Here is a 17,743-nt window from a genome sequence, read left to right on the forward strand (position 1 = left end):
AATTGGGCTCCTTTATTAGATGTAGTGCACCGTGACATCGCCGACATGGAAGTTGCCGGTTAACAAGACCTCTGGCCCTGATGGCACCGGCGTTTCGCCTTTTTCGGAGTAATCAACGGCAAAAGTCGGGAGCTTGGGTTGCAGATTCCATTCTTTGGGGATGTAAAGATCGACATCGCCGATTTGACCCAGCAATTCAATCGTCGCGGGTTCGGTGGTGATTTGCGCCTTATCGAAATAGACTTTGGCTTCACCCATATTGACGCGAATGCGAGCGTGGCGGAAGTCGGTGGTATTCACGTAGCGGACGGCACTACCCATGCGGACGCTGACCTCAAAGTTGGTCGGGGAATCGTCTTCCTGATAGTTTTGCTTGATCTCTTTGTTGGCTTTGTGCCAATCGCCGAGCGAGTAGCTGGTATCATTGACGACCAAGGTGCCATGATGCTCGTGCTTGGCTTTGGCCGGCCGGAAAATCAGTTCCAGGCCAATACTGATGAGCGCGGCTGCCCCGAGCAAGGTCCAGGGGACGAGGCGCTCAATTCCCAGCGGCTGGGCAAAGAGAATCCCGAGAAAACTCAGGCTGAATGCCATGCCAACGAAACTGAGGCTGGCGAGGCTTTTGAGGAAAGCGGCAACCAAAATCATGCCCCCCACGAGTGGCCAAAACGAAATATTGATGGTGAACATCCCTAGCTGCCCGGTGATCAAAACGCCAGCGCAGACGAGGAAGAACAAGCCCCAAAACCAGTTATGCCAATTATATTTTTTCATGTTAAAGTCCTCTCATTTCATCTAAACGTTCTGTTAACTGCTTGTAGTAACGGCGCGACGCGTAAATCTGTTTGTGCGTCCCACCGAAGCTGACCAAACAGTTGGACAGCGAACGGTTCAAGGCGCTCACGGCAAGTAAATTGATAATCGTCGATTTGCTGACCTGTAAAAAGATGCCAGGTAAGCGGGCGGCGAGGGTGTAGAGCCGTTCTTTGCTGAGGTAGAGGTCGTCTTTGGTATGGACTTGCAGCTGACCGCCCTCAGTTTGAATAAAGATGATTGCAGCTAATGGCAAGTAGCTTTCTTTGGCCCCTTGATACACCGCCAAGGTCGCCTCGGTCGCATCTAGCTGAGCCTTTAGTTTAGCGGCGAGTTTCGGGTCGTTGCTGCGAATAATGACTTCTGGTTCTACCCAGCGCGGATCTTGTTCGAACTTAATATTCATACTGTCCGCGCTCCTTTCTGCTGACAGGGTTTATTAGACCATTAAAATTCGCTAAGGAAAACACTTTGGCCGTAAGTGGTCAAATATTCGCCTCAACCGGTCGTCTATTAGTGTATGGCAGGTGGCAGTCGGCAGCAATCAACCACAGCTTGAGTTGAGAAGGTGAGGCGGTTCTCATCAAACCATGAGAATTAGGAGAAATGATTCGATTACGAAAAGTAAGCAGTGTATAATAGGCGGTATTGATTTTCAGAAACGGGGGAGAATAATATGAAAAAATGGTTACTCGCTTTGACCAGTCTGGTACTCTTGGGGGCCTTGGCCGCATGCGGGAGCAAACCAGCCAGCAAGGATGCAGGTAGTGACATGAAGCTCGTCACCCCGAAGACCTTGACCATCGGCCTGGAAGGTACCTACCAGCCGTACAGCTACCATGAAAACGGCAAGCTCACTGGCTTTGAAGTGGAACTCGGTAAAAAGATTGCTGCCGAACTCAATTTGAAGCCTAAGTTCGTTGAAACCAAGTGGGATTCCCTGATTGCTGGGCTCGACGTGAACAAGTATGACTTGATTCTGAACAATGTCGCCAAGACGCCAGAACGCGCAGCGAAGTATCGCTTCACGGCGCCTTATACCTCAGGCAAGTCGCAGTTGGCGGTCAAAAAGGACAACACCACGATCAAGTCGATTACCGATATCAAAGGTAAGAAAATGGCCCAAAGTGTGACCTCGAACAATGCCGCTAACGTCAAGAAAATGGGCGGCGTGATTGTGCCAGTTGAAGGCTTCGCCCAGTCTGTGACCCTGATTGAACAAGGCCGCGCAGAAGGCACGGTGAACGAAGCGGCGGCCTTTTATTCCTATTTGAAGCAGCAGCCAAATGCTGATATCAAATTAATCAGCGTCGGCAATGCCTTCAAAGCTAACCCAGCGCGCGGTTTGCTGCGCAAGGATGAAGGCACGCTGCAAAAAAAGGTGACCCAGGCCATCGAAAAGTTGCGCAAGAACGGCCAGTTAGGTCAATTATCTAAGAAATATTTTGGCAGTGATATTACCAAGTAATTAGAACGCAGAACCAAGGAGGCTATTTATGAGTGCATGGCAAATTGTGACCAAATCACTACCCGATTTGTTGGTGGCGATGTTGAAATACACAATCCCGATTACCCTGATTTCATTTGTATTAGGGCTGATTTTGGCTGTGCTCGTTGCCTTGGTGCGGATCTCGCCCTCGCGTAAGCCACTGATGCAAGGACTCAAGGGGCTGAGCTGGTTCTATGTGTGGATTTTCCGGGGCACGCCGCTCTTGGTCCAACTGTTTCTGATCTTTTTCGGCCTGCCTTACCTCAAGGTTAATGGCGCCCCCATTATCGAATTGAACGCCTGGACGGCCGGCATTTTGACTTTCGCGTTGAACACCGGCGCTTATGCCTCAGAAACCATCCGCGCGGCGATTTTGTCGGTGCCGGAGACGCAGTGGGAGGCGGCACGCGCATTAGGAATGAAAAAATCTTTGATTTTACGCCTCGTGGTTTTCCCGCAGGCGCTGCGCATTGCCCTGCCGCCACTGTCCAACAGCTTTATTAGCTTGATTAAAGATACGAGTTTGGCGAGCGGCATTACCATCATCGAAATGTTCCAAGTCAGCCAGCAATTCGCTGCGCTATACTACAATCCACTGGTGTCCTACAGCCTGGTTGCGTTCCTGTATTTGATGCTGACCACCGTGCTGACAGGTGTTCAAGCCTGGTTGGAGAAACGCACCAGCCGGTATCTCATTCAAACGGCTTGATTGCGATTGTAAATATAATCTGAATTAGACCAGTCAAAAAAGCACTACCGCGCGCTTGCCCAGCAAGCTCACGGTGGTGCTTTTTTGCTCCCTTAACAAATTCAATTATTAATAATAGATTTTGTTAATATTGACGTTTCAATAGCTGGCGATGATGTTAGGATAACCTTGAATCTATGTAGGTAGAACAGATTAGAGCTGGGGGGATTACGATGCAACATCGTTCATATCGGCAACTAAATCAAGCACTCACGGAAAAAAAGGAACATTTTCGCATGTATAAGGTTGGCAAGGTCTGGCTGACTGCCGGGGTTAGTCTACTGTTTGTCAGCTTGCTCAGTGCGGCCCCGCAATTAGCCGTTAAGGCTGATACTGTCAGTGACGCGCCGCAGGCAACCGCCACCACGAAAAATGCGCAAACGGCCGCAGCCGCCACTACACCCGCAGCGGCGGCTAAGGTTGTGATTCAGGCCAAAACCATTACTGCCGGGACCGACATGGCGCAGGTGGTGATGCCAGTTCAAATCGAAAATTTGACGGCCCCAGCCTGGACAGCCAAGGACTTTGACTACACGCAAGTTCAGGCTGATCAAGCTGGCACGTATCGCGTCAACATAAGCGCCCAAGGGCTTGCTGACCTGAAAGCCGCTAATCCTGGCGTGGATGTGACCACTGCGACGGTGACGGCTGGCACGCTGACTGTGCAAAAGGGCCAAGCAGTCGCCGCCACCTCTGCGGCAACCCCGGACACAACGAGCTCGGCAAATGCAGCCTCGGCAATTAACACCAAGGCCACTACCGCCCAGGCCAGTGCTGCCACACCGGCCCCGCAAGCGACGAGTGCCGAAGCTGGCACGCCAACGACCAGCAACGTTTATGCTAATGTAACCACCTCTACCGATACGATTGGTTACGGTAGTGGTGCCACGAGCCTGGTGGTGAATTTCTCGATGAACGCAGTGGCAGGGGATACTTTCACCATCACGATTCCTGCTGGTGGGGCGGTCATTGATAATGCTGAAAATGCCAAAGTCACCACGTTGACGGCCGCACAAGGTACCACCACGCGATCGACCGGTAAAGATGGTTCGCTGGTTGTGACCAATCACTTCATAGCGGCTGGCAGTTACCAACAAGCCATTACCATGGCGCTTAAGAGTACTTACAATGGCCAAGCCTCCCCTGCGCCTGACATTGGGACGACGACCCAGACTGGTTCCTATAGTAAAAATGATGTCCAGCAAGGTACCTTCTCGATTACCCAGGTTGTGAACCCACAGGCCAAGCCGACCGCCCCAACGCGGGTTAATCCTCAAACCGGCGTCGTGGCGGTTTTGCCCAACCAAAATTATGTCTATGAATTTCGGGTGAATGAAAACACCGGCGTTGACTCGCAGGATAAGTATTATTCTGCCCTTGTTAATTCAGGGGTCAATTATGGCACCACGATTACCCTGCCGGTGCCGACCGGATTCACGCTGAATGAGGCCTTAACGAAGCGAATCAATGGCTTTACCGATGGCACTATCATCACGCAGCCTGGTGGCACAGGCAACGCCATCATCATCACGGCTCCTAAAGGCGCTGGCCAGCAGAGCTGGCAAAATCCGCGGGGTTATCTGTTAGTTGGCGCCTATGACGTCGCCCAAGCGGCAGCAACATCGACACTCACCGCCAGCGGTGCCGCCACCGTGGTGCAGCAACATAGTGACGATCCCACCGATACCGTGACCTACTCAGCTAATGCCGCTTGGACCGAGCAACTGCTCGGCGCGAATAAGACCGGCGAGGCCGCGGCCAAGGTCACCGTGAATGGGAATAGTTCGAGCACGCCGGAACAGCTGGTGTTGGATCAAGATTCCAGTGATGATCCGGCCAATCTGGGCCGTTTTTCCTTTACTTATCAGGCGCCAGCCGCAGCTAAAGATCTCACGATTACAGCCGCGATTCCTAACGGCTTAGCGGTTAATCAAGTCACGGTACCGACCCTTCAGTACTCGACCAAGGGCTATCTGCCTGATACCACCAGTTATGCTTACACCTTGACCCTGCAAGATGGCACCACTGAAACGGGCACCGTGGCAGCCGGCGGCACCATCACCAGCAGCGGCGTGATTCGTCAATTAGTGCTGCAGCCAAATACGATAGAAGCCGGAGCGACGGTGGGTGACTTTACGCTGATGGGCCATTTAGCTGCGACCTATGATGATGGCACGGCGGTTAAAGTGGGTGATCAGCTTAAGACGCAAGTGACGGTCGCGCAAAATGGATCGACAATTGGTGGCGCCGATTTCACGCAAACGGTCAAAGAACCCTTCGCTTTCGCTGGTGGTCAAGTGCGGCAAGACGATAAATCGGCCGGGGCCATCGGGGGCATCATGCAGCTGGCCGGGTCTGGTGACTATCCGCATACCGCGAATACCGTTTTCGAGCCCATCTTGTACTTTGTGTTGCCCAAAGATACCAGCATCGAAAATATGGCCACTAATCTCACCACGGCTGATGATAAACAGGGCCTCACCACGACGCCTGGCCACCCGACCGTCACGCAGTTCAAGGCGGACGATGGTCGGACCGTGGTCGAATTCGATTACACGGGCACCGGTGAGTCGGTCAACACGACGACATACGGGACTGGCGGCTACATTACCCTCCGCAACTTGGCCGATGCGCTAGCTGGGACCAGCGACGGTGAAATTTATATGACTTCGGCGACCACCACGATTCAGCCCCACATGTATTTGGGCAAGGTCACTGATCTGTCATTAACCGCTGGGGATGCCAATGCAGTGTTGCTCGACAAGCAGCCTTGGTCCATCACCACGGTTTCCTCAGTTTACGGGGCTGCCTCGGCTCAAGGTGATGAGGCGAACCCGACGGATAATGCTAGCTTGGCCAGCACCAGCACCAAGCCGCTCACGTTCTATGTCACGTTGGCCAACACCACCGGTATCGCCAACGGTCCGGTGGGGATGGCGGTTAATTTACCAGTGACAGGCCAAAATGGTTCAACCTACACCTTTAATCTCACCGGCCCAGTGGCTTTGCCGACCGGAATCAGCGGCACAGTGTATTACAGCACGAACCAGGCCGATTTGAGCAAGGAACAGACCCAGATGGATTTGACCGGGTACGTGACCGCCGACCAAGTCACCGATTGGTCCGCTATTCGCTCAGTTTACATTGCTGTCGACACGTTGGCCCCGAATTCCTCGACAGGTCGGCTCGCGCTGGTCGGCGCCACCAGCTTGCCAGTCAGCGAGGAAATTGGGACTGAAGGTTATTTGCAAACCGGTTTCTTCGCGCAATCCCTGGCAGTCATGGCGCAACAACAAGCGGCTTCGATTAAGATTGTCCGCGAGAGCAATTTGACAACTCGGGTCCACTATGTCGATGCCAACGGTCAAGACCAGTACATCATTTTGCCTGACCTCAAGCAAAATCTGGCCGAAAAGACGGATCAGGTCTTCGCTAACTTACCAACGACTGCCGCTACCCTATCCGCCGCGGATCAGGCGCTCTTGCCGCAAGGATATAAGTTCGTCGACCATCAAATCACCTTGTATGCCAAAGATGGTAAAACTAAGCTGGCCACTTTGGCTGATAATCCCGCCGTTTTGATGAGTGCTGAGGCTGAGGATGGCTACCTGCAGTACGAGCTGCAGCCACTTTCGACCCAACTAACCGTGCAATATGTGGACACCATCACCGGTGGCATGGTGAAGACCGATGCGATCAAGGGCAACGTTGGTGACACAGGTGAGTATACCGTTCAGGTGCCAGCTCACTATGTGCTTGCGGCCGGAGAAACCGCGACGCGCGCGTACACGTTGACCGTCGATGCAACAGCGCCCTTGGTGATTAAGCTCAGCCATGAGATTACTCATGGCAACGTGACGACCACGCGCACCATTCATTACGTGATTGCTGGCACTGATCAAAGCAAAGCCCCAGCCGCCACCATTCAGACGGTGGAATGGCTGACTTCGACGGACCAGGTGACCGGCGCGACGATTGCCACGCCGCAAGCAGGCTATGCCGCAGCGGTCAGTCCAACCGTGACGGGGTACACGCCGAAACCATCAACAGTTGCGGCTCAGGATCTTGTCGCTATCGCGCAAACGCCAACGAACAGTACTGTTACCGTGACCTATACGCCCAATGACACCAAGCTAGTCGTGCAGTATGTGGATGATGTGACTGGCAAAGAAGTAAAGTTCACGCCATATTTGGGCAAAGTCGATGAACCGTTGACTTACACGGTTGATTTCACCGGGCTAACCGGCTATCGCTTAGCAGACGGTCAAGCGGCGCAAGGCACGATGACGCTGACGGCAGATGAGGCGCAGAACATTGCCGTCATTCACCTGACCCATGAGCTAACCTATGGCCGGGCCACCACGACTCGGACCATCACTTATCGCATCGCGGGTGATGACCAAAGCAAAGCGCCCAAGGCCGTGACGCAAATTGCCAGCTGGCTGACCACAACCGATCAAGTGACTGGCGTGACCGTGGCCACCCCACAAAATGGTTACGGCGCGGTGGTCAGTCCGACCGTGAAAGGGTACACTCCAGATCTCACCGTAATTGCCCAGTTAGGCTTGGCCGCGACGACTGAAGCACCGAAAAACACTGAAGCCACCGTGCTGTATACGCCAGATGCCGCATTACTGAAGGTGCATTATGTTGATGATGTGACGGGTAAAGAAGTCAAGCTGCAAACGCTCGTTGGTCAAACCGACGGCACCATTACCTACCAGGCTGACCTGAGTGACCTTAAGGGTTACCGGTTAGCGGACGGCCAAGTGGCAGGCGGGGTCTACCAAGTTCTCGCACCAACTGGCGAGGTGACGATTCACCTAACGCATGAGGTCAATGACGGCACGCTGCAGACGACCCGCACCATCCAGTACGTGATTGCCGGCAGCGACCAAAGCAAGGCACCGGCGCCAATCGCGCAAACCGTTACCTGGCATACCACGACAGACAAAGTGACCGGGGAAACCGTGGCCACCCCGCAGGCAGGTTACCCTGAAGTGACCAGCCCGACGGTGGCGGGCTACACCGCTGATACGCCGGCAGTCGCTCAGCAGGCGCTGCGAGCAACCACTAAGCTGCCAGGTGATAGCACGGTGATGGTGACCTATACCCCAAACGCGGCGACCTTGACGCTAGCCTATCTTGATGATGTGACTGGCAAGACGGTGGCAACAGGGACGGTGGCCGGGACGACGGATGCTGTCGGCAGCTACACCGCGGACTTGAGTCGCTTAACCGGGTATCGGTTGGCTGATGGCCAAGCCGCGCAAGGGACTGTGCACCTGCCGGTCGGTGGCACCACAGTGGTGATTCACCTGACCCATCAGCTGGCGTATGGTCAGACCACGACAACGCGGACCATCACTTACCAAATGGCTGGCGGTGATCCAAGCAAGGCGCCAGCGCCAGTCGTGCAACCGGTGCTCTGGCACACAACGACGGACAAGGTGACCGGTGAAACGGTGGCCACCCCGCAAAGCGGTTATTTGACTGTTACCAGTCCCGCTGTTAGCGGCTACACCCCAGATCAGGCGCAAGTCGCGCAACTGGGCTTAGGAGCCACCACGACCCCAACCAATGCCACGGCCACGGTGATTTATTCACCGAATCCAGCGCTTTTGACCATCAACTATGTCGATGATGTCACCGGGCAAACGGTCAAAACTCAAACGCACCCTGGCAGCATCGATGAAAGCATTAACTATGCGGCGGACCTCGCTGGCCTGAGTGGTTATCAGCTGGCTGAGGGCCAACCCGCGCAAGGCACGTATCGGTTCAATGGCGCATCCGGCACTGTGACCATTCACCTGACCCATCAGGTGACCTATGGTGAGATTACCACGACGCGCACCGTCATTTACCAAATGGCCGGCGGTGACCCAAGCAAGGCCCCGGCGTCAGTCGTGCAGACCGTGCAGTGGTTGACCACCACAGATGCTGCGACCGGCCGCACTGTGGCCACGCCGCAGTCGGGCTATGCCGCGGTGGTGACACCAACGCGAACCGGCTATACCGCAAACCTTGAGCAGGTTGCGCTTTTGAGCTTGGCGCCGACCAGTGCGCCGACTGCGATCACTGTTCATGTCACGTACACCCCGGATGCGGCAACGCTGACGGTGCGTTATGTCGATGACGTCACTGGTGAAACCGTCAAAACGCAAGCCTACGCTGGCCAGACCGATGAACCGGTCACTTATCAGGCCGACTTGAGCGGGTTAACCGGCTATCGGCTGGCTGATGGGCAAGCTGCGCAGGCGACCGCGCAGTTAGCCTCAAGGGCCAACACCGCGACCGTCCACCTGACCCACAAGCTGACGTATGGCACCGTGACCACGACGCGGACCATTTTGTATCACATGGCCGGCGCTGATCAAAGCAAGGCGCCGCAAGCCGTTGTCCAAACTGTCACTTGGAAAACCGTGACCGATGACGTCACCGGTGAGACCGTGGCCACGCCGCAAGGAGGCTATGCCGCAGTCACCTCACCGACGCTTGCCGGGTATACGGCCGACCTTAAACAGGTGGCACAGCAAGGGTTGGCTGCTACCACTTTGGTGCCGGCTAATGCCACGGTGCTCGTCACCTACACGGCCACGCCAGCGGCGCAGGCGGGTGGCACCAAGCCGGCCGTCAAGGCGCAAATGCCGTCAGTCAAGCAGTCGACAGCTGCCGGTCTCACTGCCAAGCAAGCTAAAGCCCTGCCCAAGACTGGCGACGCCGATGCTTCTGCGCTCACCGTCAGTGGCCTTGCCGTGCTGGGTCTGCTGCTTGGGCTCAGCGGCTGGCGGAAACGGGAAAATCGGTAACTGCTTGACCGTCTCGAGACTAAAATAACCGGCTCATCAGCGCTTGACGGCGCCGGTGAGCCGGTTTTTTGGCCAAAAAAATGGCCGCCGCTGGGTGGGCGACGGTCAAGTAAGGATTGACCCACCGGCTGGGCGGCCGGTGAGTGATTTTTACTTTGGAGGAGTAAAAATGAAAAAGTTGGGTATGGGTATGGAAATGAGTGGGTAGCTCATTTCTATGGTTCCTAATGTAATCCCTGAATGTGAAGAAAGTATGACGAAATGGGCCAATAATTTGAAAAAATACTTAAGCCTTGCAAAAGTGGTTCAGAGCACATCGATTGCACTTTGCCGCCAAAACGACTACCTTGTCAGCGGAGGTGAAAACATGGAAATTCAATTTGATGAAGCATCGCAGGCGAAGCTCAAGGGTCACCTGGGACCGGATAAAAAGCTGCTGCTGACCTTCGAAGATGGGGTGGGGCAATACTCGCAGCATGCTATGATTCACATGATGGTGCAGTTTACGATTAACGTGGTGGCGCAGGCGGCACCGACCGAGGGTTACAATACCACCATCGAGTCGAACTTGGGCCCGATTTTGATCAAGGACTACTCGACGGAAGACCTGGATCCGCACATGACGGTACGCTTTAATCCCACGCTCAATACCATGAGTCTGAACGGGGATGGCGGCGTCATCGACAGTGCGCTCGGGTTTATCGACTTCACGGCCCGCGCGTAATTCAGGCTTAAAAAAGCGCTTGTGTTCAATTCCCATTGCGTTAAAATCATTCTGGTAACTACATTCGGGGGTTGGACTTGTGAATTATACGTTTGAATCGGCACTGACCATTCATGAAATTAAAGCACTTTATGGCGCAGTGGGCATGACGCATTACCTCAAAGATGCGGCAGAAACCGCGCGGGGCATTGCGAACTCAACTTTGCTCACTGCCCGCGATGGCGACAAGCTGGTAGGCCTGATCCGCGGGGTCTCAGACATGCATACCATTGTGTTTATCCAGGATTTGTTGGTGCTACCAGACTATCAGCACCAAGGCATCGGCCGCGAATTGCTGAGCGAATTCGATGATTATTTCAAGCAGGGTGATCGCATTGTAGTGGTCACCGATAACGCGGCGCTAAGTGCCTTTTACACGGCTGCCGGGTTTATCCCAGGCGACCAGTCGCAAGCGACCACCTTTGTCCGGCCGCGCCGGCTGCTTGAGCCTAAGTATTAATTTTGGTTGAAGGAGGTCAATTCATGGAACCAACAGCAAACGTTCTGCGCACGCAAAAAGCGGAAGGCGCAGATCTCATTATGGAGAAAGGCTACGTCACCGAACGTGATGAACCGATGATGATGGACGCCGCCTGGTGCCATGAGTTGCTCGCCCAAATCAACGATGAATTGCGGCTACGCACGCTGAAAGAGCGCGCGGTGCTCAACTTGTTCAATTACTACATGGGGCCAGGGAGCATTATCTATGATCCCCAGCGCCTGACCGCCGATCAGGCCAAAGCCACCTTGCAAAAGGCGCTGGGCTTTACTAAATAGGCATGCTAAAGGGCCACACCAACCTTTTCGTTGATGTGGCCCTTTTCGTGTGGCCTTAAGCTTCAAATGGCCCAGTGAGCACTATTTTGCCGACCTGATGGCCTGAGGTGAGCTGTGTTAGCCCTTGCTTCAACGTGGCGACCGAAATGGGCTGCAAGGTCGTGGTGACGCTGGCATCAAGCAGGTTAGCCGCGGCCAGGGCCGCCAGCTGCGATAGGATGTGGCCCTGACTGGCGGCATTGAAATCATAGTCGGTTTTGGCGAACATGTACTCGAAGTCCAAACTGGCGGCTTTACCCTTCAATGCGGTGACGTTTAGTGGCCCTTGCGGCGTGACCAAGGCGCCGACATGGCCGAAGGGGGCGACCACCTGACTAGCCAGGGCCAGGTAGGGCTCAGTGGCATACAAAATTGCCACGCCATCAAAGGCGGGCTGGCCGGCCAGCGTGGCCGCCAAATCCTGATGATAGTCTAGCGGCTGGTCAACGCCATGCTGCCTTAGCCAGTCAAAGTTTTGGGGACTGGCAGTGGCGGCGACGGTCAAGCCGGCCCAATGTGCCAGCTGACTGAGCATAGAGCCGACCCCACCGGCCCCATTAATGATCAGCAGGCGCTTGCCTTGATTAGCTAAGGCCTCGGCGTGAAAACCCATTTTCTCAAACAACAGCTCCCATGCCGTCAGTCCTACTAACGGCAAAGCCGCCGCAGTTTGATCAGACAGCCCGGCCGGCACGCCGGCTATCAATTCTGCTGCGACCGCCTGATACTGCTGCCAGCTGCCGGGGCGCTTGGTGGTACCGGCGTACATGACCCGCTGGCCCATCGTAAACTCGGTGACGGCGGCGCCGCACGCCACAATTTCACCGGTGGCATCATAACCGAAAATCCGCGGCTGCGTTTGCTTAGGCAAACTGGCACGCATTTTTTCGTCCACTGGGTTCAGGGAAATCGCCTGTACTTTGACAATCACATCAGTAGGCGCTGGCGTCGGCATTGGTAGCGATACTGCCACGAGGCTCTGATCATCGGCCAGCGGGCGGCCTTCATAGGCAGCAAAAGCAAGATTATTGGACATCGAATCGACCTTTCTATCGGGCAGCCGGCAAACATTTCCGGCTACATTCTTGACTCACTATGTCTATGGTAACTGTTTTCTGCTAAAATGGAAAAAACGAGAAAGAAGGCTTCTTGATGCCAGGCAAGCACGAAAGCACAGAAAAAAAACATACCACGTGGTGGGTCAACGGTATCTTGCTGGTGTTCGGCGCGCTGTTCACGGGGTTTGCTTGGTACGCCACTAATCCCAAAACCTTGGTGGCTCAAGTCAGCACCGTCAGCTTCGGCTTTGGCCTGGTCGTCCTGATTGGCCTGCTCGCCTATCTTGATGATCGGCCTTTTACCCGCGTCGGCCGCTTTGCGGTGGATCTGCTGGTGGGCCTGGCGATTGTGGCCTTGATGTATGTCTTCATGATTGGCATCACCGTGTATTGGCAAGTGATGGCGATTGCCGGGGGGATCGTATTGCTACTGGCGGCGTTGTTCGCCATTCGCAAACCGGTCAAGGCTAAGCCTCATCACATCACCCGCGATATTGACGAGCCAGAAGATGAAACGCCAATTGAATAAAGCAAAAAAATTCCGAGTCAACCGACTCGGAATTTTTTATTGGACTTGTTGAATTTTAATTTCAATGGCTTCTGGCACCCGCGGCCGCAGCACGTTGAACAGGGTCTGCAGATCAGAGCGGAAGGTTAGGCGAATGTAGCGCCGCGGTGAGATACCGAAAACCCCAACCACGAGGCTTTGGCCGTTCGGCAGGGTGAGGGGCGTCAAGGTGACGCCGACCAGTTTGGTGTAAGGCACCACCCGGGCAAAAATGCCAACGTTAATCAGGCGGGTCGGCGTGAGACCGGTGCTGCCGGACATCACGGTGAGCGTGATGAAGGCGGCGATGAAGACAATGTACCAGATATTGGCGATGCCAGTGGTTAAAAACCAAAAGCCCAGCACCACCGCCATGAACAGTTGAAAAGTGCTGTACGAGGCACGAAAGTCGATGCGACTTTGCCAAAACAGATAGTAGCCGCTCAAGGCGAGCAAGGCGACATCAAGTAAAATTAGGAATCCATTCATTTTTCAGGGCCAACTTTCTGTGTGATGGTTTGCGGGGACTCTTTCGGGTACAAGCCAGAGACTTGTTGATACCAGCGGAACAGCCTCGTCACAATGATCTTAAGCACTGCGAAGCCAGGGATGCCGAGAATCACGCCGAGCAAACCGAACATGTTACCAGCAGTGAGCAGCACCACGACAATGGTAATCGGGTGCATCTCTAGTTTACTCCCCATGACAAATGGTGAGATTAACTGGGTTTCCAGCAGCCATTCGACAAAGAACACGATGATGACGGCGATGAACATCTTGGGGCCTTGAATGGCGCCCATCACCAGTGCTGGAATCATCGCCACCGCCGAGCCGAAGTACGGAATGAGATTGAGCGGCCCGGCCAGCAGCCCGAAGATCAACCCGTAGCGTAGGCCAATCACGGTGTAACCGAGCATGAAAATCATCGCGACAGCCATGGCCACGGTTAACTGCCCTTGCACATAGGACCCGACTTTGAGGTTCATTTCATGGAGCATGTCGCCAATGCCGCGGCGCTGGCGAGTCGGGACCAGCTGGAGCACCATCGTGGTAAACTTGTTGCCTTCTTTAAGCATGAAGAACAGGACGATTGGGGCCGTGGCAATGGTGACCACGACATTGCCCACTGCGCCGACAATGCTGCTCAATGAATTCAAGGTGCCAGACAAAATGGTGGAGCCGCGATTGGACAGCCAGGACTTGATCTCATTGGCGAATTGGTTGATGTCCGACTGCGAGAAGATGTTTTGCTTATCATTGAGATCAGTGAACAGCTTGAGGCCGCTTTCCCAATAACTCGGCCAGGCTTCCACAAAGCTCCGCACCTGAGCCTCGATCGGCGGCACGACCCGCACAATCGCTAGGACGATCAGGCCAATCACCACGACGAAGACGAGGAGAATGGCGAGCATGCGTTTCAACCCGCGCTTTTCCAGCCAATTCACAATGGGATTGAGCATGTAAAACAAGATTCCGGCCAAGATGAACGGCGGGGCTATGATGCCGAGAAAGTTCACGGCTGGTTGCAGTAGCCAGGCGACTTTGGTGAAGATCCACACCGCCAGCAGCGTCAGGACCAAATCAAAAATCACCACAGCGAATTTACTATCTAAGAACCGGTGATAGAACCAAGAATTTTTCTTTTCCATTCCGGCTTCCTCCCTCTTGCTTATCAGTTTTATCATACCGAAAAAGCCGCGTGAAAGCGAATAGGACGCGGGACCGATTTTAACTGCGGTGACGCGCGATGAATCTTTACATTACTGCTGTTGTTTGTATCGGAAAAACGATAAATCCCCACTGGTCGGCTTTTAGTGTAAATTGCTAGATACAATAACTTTACAAAAGCCGGGGTTTCTGTATAATAGGGAGTATCAAATCTCGCGGGGGAGGGAAACACAATGTCACTGAAGATGTTAAAGTGGAGTTTACGGGCGCTGATCGTGCTGACTGTCATCTTGCTGTTCACCAATGCAGCGGCGATCGGCATCGGTCTGATGGCAGTCGATCTGATTGTCGGTGGTCTGTATCTCATGCATAAGTCGGCGTGCGACCGCCGCCAAATGCACCATTTAAGCTTAATGCACCGCCTATAAAGGTCGGAAGTCGTTGCCAAACTTGGCAGCGGCTTTTTGGTTGGCACAGAATGCCGATATGACGCGATTTTCCCCTTGCAAACACGCGTTCGCACTGTTATGATGAAAGAAACTAATGAGCGGAGGCGGACGGCGATGCCATCCCAAGCAAGTCAGAAACGTTGGAAACAGATCCTGCAAACCATTTACGAATCAATCGATGGCCGCGGTTATCCGCCGACGGTGCGCGAAATTGGCAAGGCCGTGGGCTTGAGTTCCTCAAGTACCGTGGCGGCTTATTTGGAAAAGCTACTGGCGGAAGGCTACATCGCCAAAGACCCGGCTAAGCCGCGGACGCTGGAAATCACCAAGGCGGGCCGGGAATACATTGGCGTCGGCGAAAGCGGCATTCCAATTGTCGGCACCGTCGCCGCTGGGGTGCCAATTACCGCCATTCAAAACGTCGATGACTATTTCCCAGTGCCGGATGACATCCCGTATCCTGCTGATGAACTCTTCATGTTGCGGGTGCAAGGGAATTCGATGATCAAGATTGGCATTTTGAATGGTGATCAGATTATCGTCAAAAAACAAGAAACCGCCGAAAATGGCCAGATTGTGGTGGCCATGACGGCGGAGGATGAAGCCACCGTCAAGCGGTTCTACAAGGAACCCGGCCGCGTGCGGCTGCATCCTGAAAACGACATGATGACGGACATGTTCTTCGATGATGTCACGATTTTAGGCGTGGTCGTCAGCTTGTACCGCCCAGCACTCATTTAAAAGCCAAACTAAAAAGGCCGCATTTGCGGCCTTTTTGCGTGGACTAAAGGTGTTGGACTAGCGTCATCAGAATCGGAATCACCACAATCGAGAATAATGTGGTGGCCGACACGGTGATGGCCGCATTGCTGCTATCGGCACCGTAGAGCTTCGCGACGACTGGGGCATTGGTCATGACTGGCATCGCGGATTGAAGAATGAAGACCTGCTTCATCAACAGTGGCACTGGTGCGAACACGACCAAAGCATACATAATCAGAGGCGCAAAGAGGAACCGGCCACTGAAGACGCCCAGCAGCGGCGGCGAGAACACTTTGCCCAGAGTCTGGCGCCAGTCGAAGTAGGCGGCTTGTTGGCCGTCTTTTTGAATCAAGTACACCCCCACGGTCCAGAAAATGGTGGTGTTGGCCATGTAGTAAACCAGCACATAGGGCAGGCTTTTCGGTCCGAACAAGGCCATGTTCACCGGCAGGCCGATGAAGACTGTATTGGAGTTGAAAAACATCGACTTGAACAACCCGCGCCGCGCGCGAGGCACGGCCAAGGCCTTCGCCACGCCAAACGATAGGCCGAACAAAATCGCCATCGACAGCACCGGAAAGCGCAGGTCCGGCAGCAGGCGGGCTAACTCGCGAGCGGTGAAACGACCACAAATGGTTTCGACCATATAAGCTGGCAGCGCCACTTGGGTTACGACTTTCGCAATGATGCGACTGGAGCGGTCATCGAACCAGCCGCGAGCCGTGAGCGCGTAGCCGAGCGCCACCAGAATCAGAATTTCACTCACGCCACCTAAACTTGATAAAAATGCAGTCAACCAGAAGACTCCTTTTATGTAAAACCGGCCCTGTGGTAGCGGCCGGCGGGTTAAAGCTGAATTAGGGTCTGAATCGGAATATCGAATGACTCGACCGGCCACTGCGGCGTTTCGAAGGCCATGACACTTGGCACTAATGCGACGGTGGGACCGGCGTACTGGGCCAAAAACCGATCGTAGTAGCCGCCGCCAAAGCCAATGCGGTAATGATCCTTCAGGCTAAAACCAATCCCAGGCACAATCATTAAGTCTGGGTTTTGATTGACTAAAGTCGCATCATAAGGCGGCTCCGCCAGCCCGAATTTACTCGTGATCCGGCCGGCCGGGCCAGGGTCTGGTAAAAAGGCCATTTGCCGTTTGGGCATCACTCGCGCCAGCAGAATCTGTTTACCGGCCTTTTGCGCGGCGGCCATCAGCGGCGCCGTGGCCACCTCCAGCGGGGAACTGACGGTGGTGGCGATTGTCTGGGCTTGTTGCCACAGCGGGGTGGCCATGAGCTTGCTTAGCAAAGCTGCACTTTCGGCTTGCGTTTGGGCGGCGGCCGCTTTGAGCCGGGCGATTTGGCCGGGGCGGAAGGCATTTTTGTCAGGCATGGGCGAGCTTCTCCTTAAGGTAGGCGGTAAGCACGACGGCGTTGTTATGGGCTTCATCTTTCGCGCCGAACAGTAGGAGCACCGACTGCTGGGCCGCCTGCGCCTTGACTAAAGCAAGCAAGGCCGGCGTATCAGGATTGGCGTCGAGCTCAGCGGTGTAGCGCTGCTGGAATTCAGGAAATTTTTCGGGATCATGCCCAAACCATTTGCGTAATTCAGTGGAGGGGGCAATGGTCTTGGCCCAGTCGTCGAGGCGGGCATTGACCTTGCTGATGCCGCGCGGCCAGACCCGATCCACCAACAAGCGAAACCCTTCAGGCTGTTCGTGACTGTAAATCCGAACCGGAATAATCGTCATGTTTTTCCCTTCTTTCTGAAAATACCTTACCCCTTGATTAAAGGCGCTTCAGGCAGCAACGTCAAGTGAACGCG

At 54.4% G+C, this 17,743-nt stretch carries 17 protein-coding genes; 9 read left to right on the forward strand and 8 right to left on the reverse strand.

What is annotated here, in order from left to right; translation table 11 throughout:
- Positions 1-15: 15 nt before the first annotated feature.
- Both JUF11_RS00780 and JUF11_RS00785 read right to left on the reverse strand, forming a co-directional pair.
- On the reverse strand, positions 16-774 hold the full coding sequence (locus JUF11_RS00780; protein ID WP_204117890.1) for a LiaF transmembrane domain-containing protein: 759 nt from the start codon (positions 772-774) through the stop codon (positions 16-18).
- A 1-nt stretch (position 775) separates the two neighbouring features.
- Complete coding sequence (locus tag JUF11_RS00785) at positions 776-1,219, reverse strand: LytTR family DNA-binding domain-containing protein (RefSeq protein ID WP_204117891.1); 444 nt, start codon at positions 1,217-1,219, stop codon at positions 776-778.
- A gap of 270 nt (positions 1,220-1,489) precedes the next feature.
- Here JUF11_RS00785 and JUF11_RS00790 point away from each other — a divergent pair, with 270 nt between their 5' ends.
- From JUF11_RS00790 to JUF11_RS00815, 6 genes are all read left to right on the forward strand, one after another.
- Positions 1,490-2,281: a transporter substrate-binding domain-containing protein gene (locus JUF11_RS00790; protein ID WP_204117892.1), complete on the forward strand. Its 792-nt coding sequence runs from the start codon at positions 1,490-1,492 to the stop codon at positions 2,279-2,281.
- A 28-nt stretch (positions 2,282-2,309) separates the two neighbouring features.
- The gene (locus JUF11_RS00795) at positions 2,310-3,011 is read left to right on the forward strand and encodes an amino acid ABC transporter permease (protein ID WP_204117893.1); all 702 of its coding nucleotides are present in this window, start codon (positions 2,310-2,312) and stop codon (positions 3,009-3,011) included.
- 212 nt (positions 3,012-3,223) lie between these two features.
- Complete coding sequence (locus JUF11_RS00800; RefSeq protein ID WP_268886756.1) at positions 3,224-9,859, forward strand: mucin-binding protein; 6,636 nt, start codon at positions 3,224-3,226, stop codon at positions 9,857-9,859.
- A gap of 367 nt (positions 9,860-10,226) precedes the next feature.
- A complete protein-coding gene (locus JUF11_RS00805; RefSeq protein ID WP_204117895.1) occupies positions 10,227-10,583 on the forward strand; it encodes an iron-sulfur cluster biosynthesis family protein in 357 nt (118 codons plus the stop codon).
- Between the two features lie 79 nt (positions 10,584-10,662).
- Entirely contained in the window at positions 10,663-11,082 is a 420-nt protein-coding gene (locus JUF11_RS00810) for a GNAT family N-acetyltransferase (protein WP_204117896.1), read from the forward strand.
- A gap of 23 nt (positions 11,083-11,105) precedes the next feature.
- Entirely contained in the window at positions 11,106-11,399 is a 294-nt protein-coding gene (locus JUF11_RS00815; RefSeq protein WP_204117897.1) for a hypothetical protein, read from the forward strand.
- Between the two features lie 55 nt (positions 11,400-11,454).
- On the opposite strand, the gene JUF11_RS00820 is transcribed toward JUF11_RS00815, so the two are convergent.
- Entirely contained in the window at positions 11,455-12,474 is a 1,020-nt protein-coding gene (locus tag JUF11_RS00820; protein ID WP_204117898.1) for an alcohol dehydrogenase catalytic domain-containing protein, read from the reverse strand.
- A gap of 116 nt (positions 12,475-12,590) precedes the next feature.
- Between JUF11_RS00820 and JUF11_RS00825 the strand changes: the two genes are divergently transcribed.
- Positions 12,591-13,025, forward strand: a complete 435-nt coding sequence (locus JUF11_RS00825) for a hypothetical protein (protein WP_204117899.1) — start codon at positions 12,591-12,593, stop codon at positions 13,023-13,025.
- Between the two features lie 36 nt (positions 13,026-13,061).
- Here the strand turns inward: JUF11_RS00825 and JUF11_RS00830 are convergent, their stop codons facing one another.
- Together JUF11_RS00830 and JUF11_RS00835 are read right to left on the reverse strand one after the other, a co-directional pair.
- On the reverse strand, positions 13,062-13,532 hold the full coding sequence (locus JUF11_RS00830) for a hypothetical protein (protein ID WP_125582188.1): 471 nt from the start codon (positions 13,530-13,532) through the stop codon (positions 13,062-13,064).
- Positions 13,529-14,692 (reverse strand): AI-2E family transporter, encoded by a 1,164-nt coding sequence (locus JUF11_RS00835; RefSeq protein ID WP_204117900.1) that lies wholly within the window; start codon positions 14,690-14,692, stop codon positions 13,529-13,531. The genes JUF11_RS00830 and JUF11_RS00835 overlap by 4 nt, the downstream gene beginning before the upstream one ends.
- Before the next feature lie 252 nt (positions 14,693-14,944).
- Between JUF11_RS00835 and JUF11_RS00840 the strand changes: the two genes are divergently transcribed.
- Complete coding sequence (locus JUF11_RS00840; protein ID WP_204117901.1) at positions 14,945-15,139, forward strand: hypothetical protein; 195 nt, start codon at positions 14,945-14,947, stop codon at positions 15,137-15,139.
- A gap of 135 nt (positions 15,140-15,274) precedes the next feature.
- A complete protein-coding gene (gene lexA, locus JUF11_RS00845; protein ID WP_125582194.1) occupies positions 15,275-15,901 on the forward strand; it encodes a transcriptional repressor LexA in 627 nt (208 codons plus the stop codon).
- A 43-nt stretch (positions 15,902-15,944) separates the two neighbouring features.
- Here the strand turns inward: lexA and JUF11_RS00850 are convergent, their stop codons facing one another.
- Genes JUF11_RS00850 through JUF11_RS00860 form a run of 3 tightly spaced genes read right to left on the reverse strand, consistent with a single transcriptional unit; the run spans position 15,945 to position 17,669 of the window.
- Positions 15,945-16,718 (reverse strand): AEC family transporter, encoded by a 774-nt coding sequence (locus tag JUF11_RS00850; RefSeq protein ID WP_204117902.1) that lies wholly within the window; start codon positions 16,716-16,718, stop codon positions 15,945-15,947.
- A 50-nt stretch (positions 16,719-16,768) separates the two neighbouring features.
- Positions 16,769-17,311, reverse strand: a complete 543-nt coding sequence (locus JUF11_RS00855; RefSeq protein ID WP_204117903.1) for a 5-formyltetrahydrofolate cyclo-ligase — start codon at positions 17,309-17,311, stop codon at positions 16,769-16,771.
- Complete coding sequence (locus JUF11_RS00860) at positions 17,304-17,669, reverse strand: DUF488 domain-containing protein (RefSeq protein ID WP_204117904.1); 366 nt, start codon at positions 17,667-17,669, stop codon at positions 17,304-17,306. The genes JUF11_RS00855 and JUF11_RS00860 overlap by 8 nt, the downstream gene beginning before the upstream one ends.
- Positions 17,670-17,743 lie beyond the last annotated feature (74 nt).

It is taken from the genome of Lacticaseibacillus suilingensis (genome assembly GCF_016861845.1).
Lineage (GTDB): Bacteria > Bacillota > Bacilli > Lactobacillales > Lactobacillaceae > Lacticaseibacillus > Lacticaseibacillus suilingensis.

Bases quoted from the DNA above. Each gene is read 5' to 3' on its own strand.
- JUF11_RS00780 (WP_204117890.1), bottom strand. From the start codon at position 774: ATGAAAAAATATAATTGGCATAACTGGTTTTGGGGCTTGTTCTTCCTC.
- JUF11_RS00785 (WP_204117891.1), bottom strand. From the start codon at position 1,219: ATGAATATTAAGTTCGAACAAGATCCGCGCTGGGTAGAACCAGAAGTC.
- JUF11_RS00790 (WP_204117892.1), top strand. From the start codon at position 1,490: ATGAAAAAATGGTTACTCGCTTTGACCAGTCTGGTACTCTTGGGGGCC.
- JUF11_RS00795 (WP_204117893.1), top strand. From the start codon at position 2,310: ATGAGTGCATGGCAAATTGTGACCAAATCACTACCCGATTTGTTGGTG.
- JUF11_RS00800 (WP_268886756.1), top strand. From the start codon at position 3,224: ATGCAACATCGTTCATATCGGCAACTAAATCAAGCACTCACGGAAAAA.
- JUF11_RS00805 (WP_204117895.1), top strand. From the start codon at position 10,227: ATGGAAATTCAATTTGATGAAGCATCGCAGGCGAAGCTCAAGGGTCAC.
- JUF11_RS00815 (WP_204117897.1), top strand. From the start codon at position 11,106: ATGGAACCAACAGCAAACGTTCTGCGCACGCAAAAAGCGGAAGGCGCA.
- JUF11_RS00820 (WP_204117898.1), bottom strand. From the start codon at position 12,474: ATGTCCAATAATCTTGCTTTTGCTGCCTATGAAGGCCGCCCGCTGGCC.
- JUF11_RS00825 (WP_204117899.1), top strand. From the start codon at position 12,591: ATGCCAGGCAAGCACGAAAGCACAGAAAAAAAACATACCACGTGGTGG.
- JUF11_RS00830 (WP_125582188.1), bottom strand. From the start codon at position 13,532: ATGAATGGATTCCTAATTTTACTTGATGTCGCCTTGCTCGCCTTGAGC.
- JUF11_RS00835 (WP_204117900.1), bottom strand. From the start codon at position 14,692: ATGGAAAAGAAAAATTCTTGGTTCTATCACCGGTTCTTAGATAGTAAA.
- JUF11_RS00840 (WP_204117901.1), top strand. From the start codon at position 14,945: ATGTCACTGAAGATGTTAAAGTGGAGTTTACGGGCGCTGATCGTGCTG.
- lexA (WP_125582194.1), top strand. From the start codon at position 15,275: ATGCCATCCCAAGCAAGTCAGAAACGTTGGAAACAGATCCTGCAAACC.
- JUF11_RS00855 (WP_204117903.1), bottom strand. From the start codon at position 17,311: ATGCCTGACAAAAATGCCTTCCGCCCCGGCCAAATCGCCCGGCTCAAA.
- JUF11_RS00860 (WP_204117904.1), bottom strand. From the start codon at position 17,669: ATGACGATTATTCCGGTTCGGATTTACAGTCACGAACAGCCTGAAGGG.